Origin of the sequence: Thermodesulfovibrio sp. (assembly GCF_049969575.1) — a bacterium.
Lineage (GTDB): Bacteria > Nitrospirota > Thermodesulfovibrionia > Thermodesulfovibrionales > Thermodesulfovibrionaceae > Thermodesulfovibrio > Thermodesulfovibrio obliviosus.
Genome location: NZ_JBMFOO010000045.1, coordinates 1 through 7,135, shown reverse-complemented (window position 1 = coordinate 7,135; position 7,135 = coordinate 1). Strand labels below are relative to the sequence as shown.

General features: G+C 34.9%; 5 protein-coding genes and 1 tRNA gene. 2 read left to right on the top strand and 4 right to left on the bottom strand.

Annotated elements, in window-relative coordinates; translation table 11 throughout:
- Positions 1–73, bottom strand: a tRNA-Ala gene (locus ACP5O9_RS08570).
- A gap of 107 nt (positions 74–180) precedes the next feature.
- Here ACP5O9_RS08570 and ACP5O9_RS08565 point away from each other — a divergent pair.
- Both ACP5O9_RS08565 and ACP5O9_RS08560 read left to right on the top strand, forming a co-directional pair.
- Complete coding sequence (locus ACP5O9_RS08565; RefSeq protein WP_353686753.1) at positions 181–1,494, top strand: tetratricopeptide repeat protein; 1,314 nt, start codon at positions 181–183, stop codon at positions 1,492–1,494.
- Complete coding sequence (locus ACP5O9_RS08560; RefSeq protein ID WP_424905122.1) at positions 1,491–2,081, top strand: RNA ligase partner protein; 591 nt, start codon at positions 1,491–1,493, stop codon at positions 2,079–2,081. Before ACP5O9_RS08565 ends, ACP5O9_RS08560 begins: the two co-directional genes overlap by 4 nt.
- On the opposite strand, the gene ACP5O9_RS08555 is transcribed toward ACP5O9_RS08560, so the two are convergent.
- The 3 genes from ACP5O9_RS08555 to ACP5O9_RS08545 form a co-directional block, all read right to left on the bottom strand.
- Positions 2,061–3,047 (bottom strand): acetyl-CoA carboxylase carboxyltransferase subunit alpha, encoded by a 987-nt coding sequence (locus ACP5O9_RS08555; protein ID WP_353686751.1) that lies wholly within the window; start codon positions 3,045–3,047, stop codon positions 2,061–2,063. The genes ACP5O9_RS08560 and ACP5O9_RS08555 overlap by 21 nt on opposite strands.
- Positions 3,044–6,445, bottom strand: a complete 3,402-nt coding sequence (locus ACP5O9_RS08550; RefSeq protein ID WP_428723837.1) for a DNA polymerase III subunit alpha — start codon at positions 6,443–6,445, stop codon at positions 3,044–3,046. The genes ACP5O9_RS08555 and ACP5O9_RS08550 overlap by 4 nt, the downstream gene beginning before the upstream one ends.
- A 102-nt stretch (positions 6,446–6,547) precedes the next feature.
- Positions 6,548–6,763 (bottom strand): hypothetical protein, encoded by a 216-nt coding sequence (locus ACP5O9_RS08545; protein WP_428723836.1) that lies wholly within the window; start codon positions 6,761–6,763, stop codon positions 6,548–6,550.
- Between the last annotated feature and the right edge of the window lie 372 nt (positions 6,764–7,135).

The following is a 7,135-nucleotide window of genomic DNA, read 5'->3' as shown; positions in this document are numbered from 1 at the left end:
TGGAGCTGAGGGGAGTCGAACCCCCGACCTCTTGAATGCCATTCAAGCGCTCTCCCAACTGAGCTACAGCCCCGATTTTTTAAAAATAACATATATATATGTTATTTTGTCAATTGCTATTAATTTTTCTTGCTTTTTTAAGGTATAATTAAAAAACTGCACGAGTGAGAGGTACATGAAATGTCAAAATTTTTGATTTTTCTACTTCTTGTTTTTCTCACAGTTATCGGACTTTTTGCCATGGAAAATAAAGAAATGGTAATTATTAAAGTTCCATTTGGTGCATCTTATGAGATGCCAAAAATAGGATTAATGCTTCTTTCTTTAAGTTTTGGAGCCTTTTTTGTTTTTATTGTCTTTTTTATCAGAGACACAAGCAATCTGATAAGTAAACTTCAATTGCAAAAAAAGCAAAAAAAAGAAGAAAAAATAAAGGATTACTATGCAAAGGCACTGAGAGACATCATGAGGGACAAAGTTCAAGAAGCAAAAGAAGCTTTACAGGAGATATTGAAAGAAGAACCAGAACATGTAGATGCTCTCATAAGGCTTGGGGACCTGTCAATGAAGGAAGAAGACTATAAAACTGCACTTAAATATTACAAAAAAGCCTATGAACTTGATCCTAAAAATATTGTTCCTCTTTTTTCTCTGGAAAATGTTATGGAAAAAATGAATGAAAATGAACTCGCAATTAAATATATTGAACAGATCATAAATCTTGAACCAGATAGCCCTCTGGCACATTACAAAATGAGAAATATTCTGGAACGACTTGAAAAATGGGAAGATCTGATCAGTCTTCAGAAAAAGATTCTAAAACTTGTTCCTGAATATAAAAAAGCAGAGGAAGAAAAAAAACTTGTAGGATATACATACGAGTACGGGAGAGTAAACCTTGAATCTGGCGAGATTGAACAGGCAGGAAGGGTTTTTTCAAGCCTTATTAATAACTATCCTGAATTTGTACCTGCTTATCTTGGAATGACAGAGGTCATTCTTTCAAAAGAGGGAGTTAAGGAAGCAATTGAGTTTCTTCAGAAATCATACGACAATTTAAAATCAAAAATTTTGCTCATAAGACTTGAAGACTTACTTATCAGTATAGGTGATCCTAAAAGACTAATTCAATTTTACTTCAAAGCAATAAATGAGCAGCCTGATGATGTGGAGCTTAAATTTCTTCTTGGCAGACTTTATTATCGTTTGGAAATGATTGATGATGCTATAGAAATCTTGTCTTCTATAGATCCAGCCATATGTTCAACTCCAAAACTACATTGCATCAAAGGATATCTTTACATGAGAAGAAATCAGATAACGAAAGCTATCTCTGAATTTAAAGAACTTTGCCCTGAAACACAGGTATCAACCTTGTCTTATCTATGCAGGGCATGTCATTCAACATTTGAAGAATGGGTAGGAAGATGCCCTGTTTGTGGAACATGGAGTAGTTTTGAGGTTGACCTGAGAGGCTGTGAAATCCTGAAATGATTGATTTTTTTTGTAGAAAACGAAAAATAGTTCTTGATACAAGCGTTTTTGTAAATCCTGATATAAGAAATTTTTTTGGTAAAAGTCCTGAACAGGCGATTGAAGAATTTATAAAAATAGCTAAAAAAGCTAAAAATCTTGAATTTTATATTCCCTCTACTGTTTTTAAGGAGTTAATGTATTTTGTTGATGAAAAAAAAATTCCGAAAGATTTTTATTTTTTAATCAGAATCAAATCTCCTGATAAACACAGAAGTCAGTGCCCGGCAATATTTTTTTATGAGCTCGTTGAAGAGATGAGGCAGAGAATAAATAAAGGCTTGAGAGTTGCAGAGAATGCTGTAAGAAATGTCACACAGAAAGAACCTGATGAAGTAATTAAAGATTTAAGAAAAAAATACAGAGAAGCACTCCGTGAAGGTATTATTGACAGTAAAGAAGATGTTGATCTCATATTTCTTTCTATGGAGCTTAAAGCAACACTGGTAACGGGTGATCAAGGTTTAATCAAATGGGCTGATAAACTCGGAATTGAATGGATTGTCCCAGAAAAATTTAAAGACTTTTTACTTTCTACTACGAGATGAACTCCAGAAATTTCCAATTTGCCTGAATTTTTCGTATCTTTTTTTAATAAGTTCTTCTACTGGTATTTTACTAAGTTCTGCTGCGGTGCTGATTATTCTGTTTTTGATTCTTTTACCTGTTTCATGCGGTTGTCTGTGAGCTCCACCAAGTGGTTCAGGAATTATATCATCAATGATCCCGAATTTCTTCAGATCTTGGGCTGTAAGCTTGAGTTCTTCCGCTGCCTTCATATAGTCTTCCACTCCCACATCAGAATTCTTTTTCCACAGTATAGCTGCACATCCTTCAGGAGATATAACTGAATAAACAGAATGTTCAAGCATAAAAATTTTGTCACACACACTGAGCGCAAGGGCGCCTCCACTTCCACCCTCACCTATTACAATCCCAATCAAAGGTGTTTTCAGCAAAGACATCTCCATAAGATTTGTTGCAATTGCCTCAGCCTGACCTCTTTCTTCAGCGCCTATCCCTGGAAAAGCACCCGGAGTATCAATCATTGTAATGACAGGCATTGAAAATCTTTCTGCCAGTTTCATAACTCTTAATGCTTTTCTGTATCCTTCTGGATGAGCCTGACCAAAGTTTCGATAAATTCTTTCTTTTATTGTTCTTCCTTTCTGATGTCCTATAACTGCATAAGAAGCACCATCAATTTTACCTATTCCTGCTACTACAGCAGGATCGTCTCCAAAACGGCGATCTCCGTGAAGCTCAATAAAATCTTCAAAAATCATTGAAATGTAATCAAGAGTGTAAGGTCTTTCAGGATGCCTCGCAAGCTGGGTCTTCTGCCATGCTGTAAGATTTGAGTAAACTTCAGATTTTAATTCTTTTAATTTTTTATTAAGCCTTTTTATCTCCTGAGTAAGGTCAATCTCACTGCCATCTGAAAGCTTTTTCAGTTCTTCAATTTTTGTTTCTAACTCCTGTATGGGTTTTTCAAAGTCAAGATAATAAGTCATAATATTCTCACCTGACAATTTTCAATTTTTTGTATTTTTGTTTCAAAATCAAGGCACGGTTCAAAAGGACTTAAAATTATAACATGACAGTCAGCAAGATTTAAACATATATATACCTTGCCTTCTCCATTACGGGTTTCTTCAAGACATTGTCTTATTTCTTTCAAAGTTTTATAAGCTTTCTCCATGTCTGAACAGTCAACACTTAATTCATACTTTATTTTTAAATCCAGATTTTTCATATCTTCTATCTGTCTTGCAAGAAATTTTGTTGAATCAGGAGATTTAAATACAATGCCATTAATGATAATTGAGTTTTTTTCTGTTAAAATATTGCTATATTTTTTAAAAAGTTCAGGATAAATTACAACCTCAACCCTGCCTGTCTCATCTTCTATTGTTATGTAAGCAGTAACACCTTTTTCCTTTGCTTTACTTTTTACTTCTTCCACAATGCCTGCTATTTTTATCTCCTGCTCCTGTTCAATTTCAATAATCTCATCTTCTGCAGTATCAAAAATATCAGCAATTGTACAGATCCCCATCCTATTCAAAACTGCTCTCAGCGGTTTCATTGGATGACCTGTAAGATAAAAACCAAGCGCTGTCTTTTCCTCACTCAGTACAGTTTCATTATCCCATGGCTCTATAATTTGCTCATTAAAAAATAATCCACCAGGTAGTTTATTGCCTTTAAAGGATAAAAGTTCATGCATTGCAATAGCTCTTGCCTGATTGGCAGTGTATTGAGGATAAAGAGAATCAAATGCTCCTGCTTTAATGAGGGATTCTATCACTTTTTTGTTAACTTTTCTTGTGTCAACTCTGCTCAGGAAATCAGTCATTGATGTAAATTTTTTCTTTTTCCTTTCATTGAGAATACATTGAAGGGCAGAGCCTCCTACTCCTTTGACAGCTTCAAGTCCGAATCTTATGGAATTTTCCCTTACAGTAAAGACTCTGTCGCTTTCGTTTATGTCAGGTCCTTTAATTTCTATACCCCATGCTTTGCATTCATTTATAAATTTAACAATTTTATTTGTATCTCCCATTTCATTTGAAAGGTTTGCTGCAAAGAATTCTTTAGGATAATGAACTTTTAAATAAGCTGTAATGTATGCTAAATAAGCATAGGCAGCAGAATGGGATTTATTAAAACCATACTCAGCGAAAGCTGCCATTATATTGAATAAAGCTTCTGCTTTGTCCTGTGTCACTCCGTTTCTTATGGCTCCCTGAACAAACTCTTCCTTAAGACTCATAAGCAGTTCTGGAATTTTTTTACCCATTGCCTTTCTTAAAACATCTGCCTGTCCCATTGTAAACCCTGCAATTTTATTGGCAATTTTCATAACCTGCTCTTGATAAAGAATTACTCCATAGGTTTCATCAAGTATTTCTTTTAGCTCTGGCAGATCGTAATGAATGGGAACCAGTCCTTTTTTTCTTTTAATAAAATCATCAACCATACCACTGCCAAGGGGTCCGGGTCTGTATAAGGCTACAAGGGCAATGAGGTCCTCAAATCTCTGAGGTTCCACTCTCTTGAGTAATTCTCTCATACCTCTACTTTCAAGCTGAAATACTCCTGTTGTCTGTCCTGAACAAAGAAGTTGATATGTTTCCTTATCATCAAGAGGAATGTTTTCTAATTTCAGCTCTTTACCCTGAGCTTTAACATATTTTATTGTGTCATCAATAACAGTGAGGGTTTTAAGACCTAAAAAGTCAAATTTAAGTAATCCAATATCTTCCAGGGCTTTCATATCAAACTGGCTTATTACAGTCTCTTCACCTGGATTTTTATAAAGCGGCATTATATCTTCAAGAGGCTCAGGAGAAATAACAACGCCTGCAGCATGTTGAGATGAGTGTCTTACAAGTCCTTCAAGTCTTAAAGCTATGTCAATTAATTCTTTTATCGTTTCAGATTTATCGTAAAGTTCCTTGAGTCTTGGTTCTAAATTTAAAGCTTGCTGTAAAGATGGACATGCAAATGGTATCATTTTGGCAATTTTATCTACATCACCATAGGGAATGTTTAATGCTCTCCCCACATCTCTTACAACTGCTCTTGCAGCCATTGTTCCAAAAGTTATAATGTGTGCAACTCTGTCAACTCCATATTTTTCTGTAACATATTTAATTACTTCCTCTCTTCTGTCCTTACAGAAATCCACATCAATATCAGGCATGCTTATTCTTTCAGGATTTAAAAATCTTTCAAAAAGTAGCCCGTATTTTATGGGATCTATATCGGTAATCTTGAGTGCATAAGCAACAAGGCTTCCTGCTACTGAACCCCTTCCCGGTCCAACAGGGATTTTTTTTCTTCTCGCATAATTTATAAAATCCCATACAATGAGAAAATATGAAGCAAAACCCATTTTTGTTATAACTTTGAGTTCTTCTTCCAGACGATTTATATAATCCTCAGGGATATTGCCATTAAATCTCTCTTTTAATCCTTCCTGAGCAAGTTGTTTTAAATATTCTTCTGCTGAGTATCCGTCGGGAACATGGTATTTTGGAAGCTTGTATTCACCAAGTTTAAAATGGAAGTTACATCTATCTGCAATCTCAAGAGTATTTTTCAGTGCCTGAGGAATTTCAATAAATGCTGAATAAATCTCCTCTGGAGATTTAAAGTAAAACTCGTCTGTTTGAAACTTCAGTCTTTTTTCGTCTTTTATAGTTTTGCCAGTCTGGATGCAAAGCAGAATTTCATGTGCCCTTGCATCTGACCTGTAAAGATAGTGACAGTCATTGGTAGCAACCAAAGGAATATTAAATTTTTTTGAAATCTCAATTAATCCTTTATTTGCAATCTCCTGTTCAACAAGGCTGTTTGACTGGATTTCAAGGAAAAAGTTCTCTCCAAATAGGTCTTTTAATTCTTTTGCTGTCTTTTCAGCTCTATCAATGTTTCCATGAACAATACTGTGTGGGATTTCTCCTTTAAGACATCCAGAAAGAGCAATAAGTCCTCTATAGTATTGATTTAAAAGCTCCATATCAATTCTTGGTTTGTAGTAAAACCCTTCAGTATAAGCCAGAGTAACAAGTCGGGTAAGATTCCTGTATCCTTCCTCGTTTTCCACCAACAAAGTAAGATGAAATGATGCTTCCTCTGGCATTCCTGGTGCTTTTATCTTTGTTTTATCAAAACGACTCTGAGGAGCTACATATACCTCACAGCCTATAATAGGTTTTATCCCTGCTTTAGTGGCTTTTTTATAAAATTCCACTACTCCAAAAAGATTTCCATGATCAGTTATTGCCACAGCAGGCATATTGTATTTCTTTGCCTGTTCAACTAATTCATCAATTCTTATTGCTCCATCAAGGAGACTATATTCTGTATGTACATGAAGATGGACAAACTCATGAATGCTCATATTATGAATGTTAAAATTTTACTCTCCCTTTAGTCAATTTCAGTGCTTTAGGAAGCTTTTATACAATAATGCAGGGAGGGGTTGTCCCCTCCCTTCAGAGTTTTAATTAATCAGTTCTGTATCAGATGTTCCTGTGGACAATCCCATTATTTCTCTATTCATAAGAAATCCGACTACTGCAACTACCCTGCATTCATCTTTAAATTCACATCCTGTACATTTGCCACCGAGTTTAGGAGTATGAAGGCATTCAACGATCTCTGGAAAGTATGTAACAAGCACACGGAGGTTGACGGATAAATTGTTTTCTTCTTCCATAAAACCTCCTTTCTCAGGCATACTGCCTGATATTTTTTAAATTAATTTAATCTGGAATCCTAATGGAGCCAGAGGAAGTTCTTTATCTAATGGTGAATCTTGGAGGGAAATTTTTAATCGCTACTAAAGTATTCTAACTAAGCATTCACTTCATATTAAAATTATCATATCAATTATCTCCTGATAATTTCAAGTCATTGAATCGCCCTATGTAAAATCTAAAAGAGAATAAAAAAATTCTCACAAAACACTCTAAAAGCAATAGAATGAGGTATAAATTAAAACTGTCTACTAACTCAATAATGAAAGTTTACAATAATGTATACCCTTAAAACTGCCATACTCACCCATACCGTCTCAGAGGAATGGAAT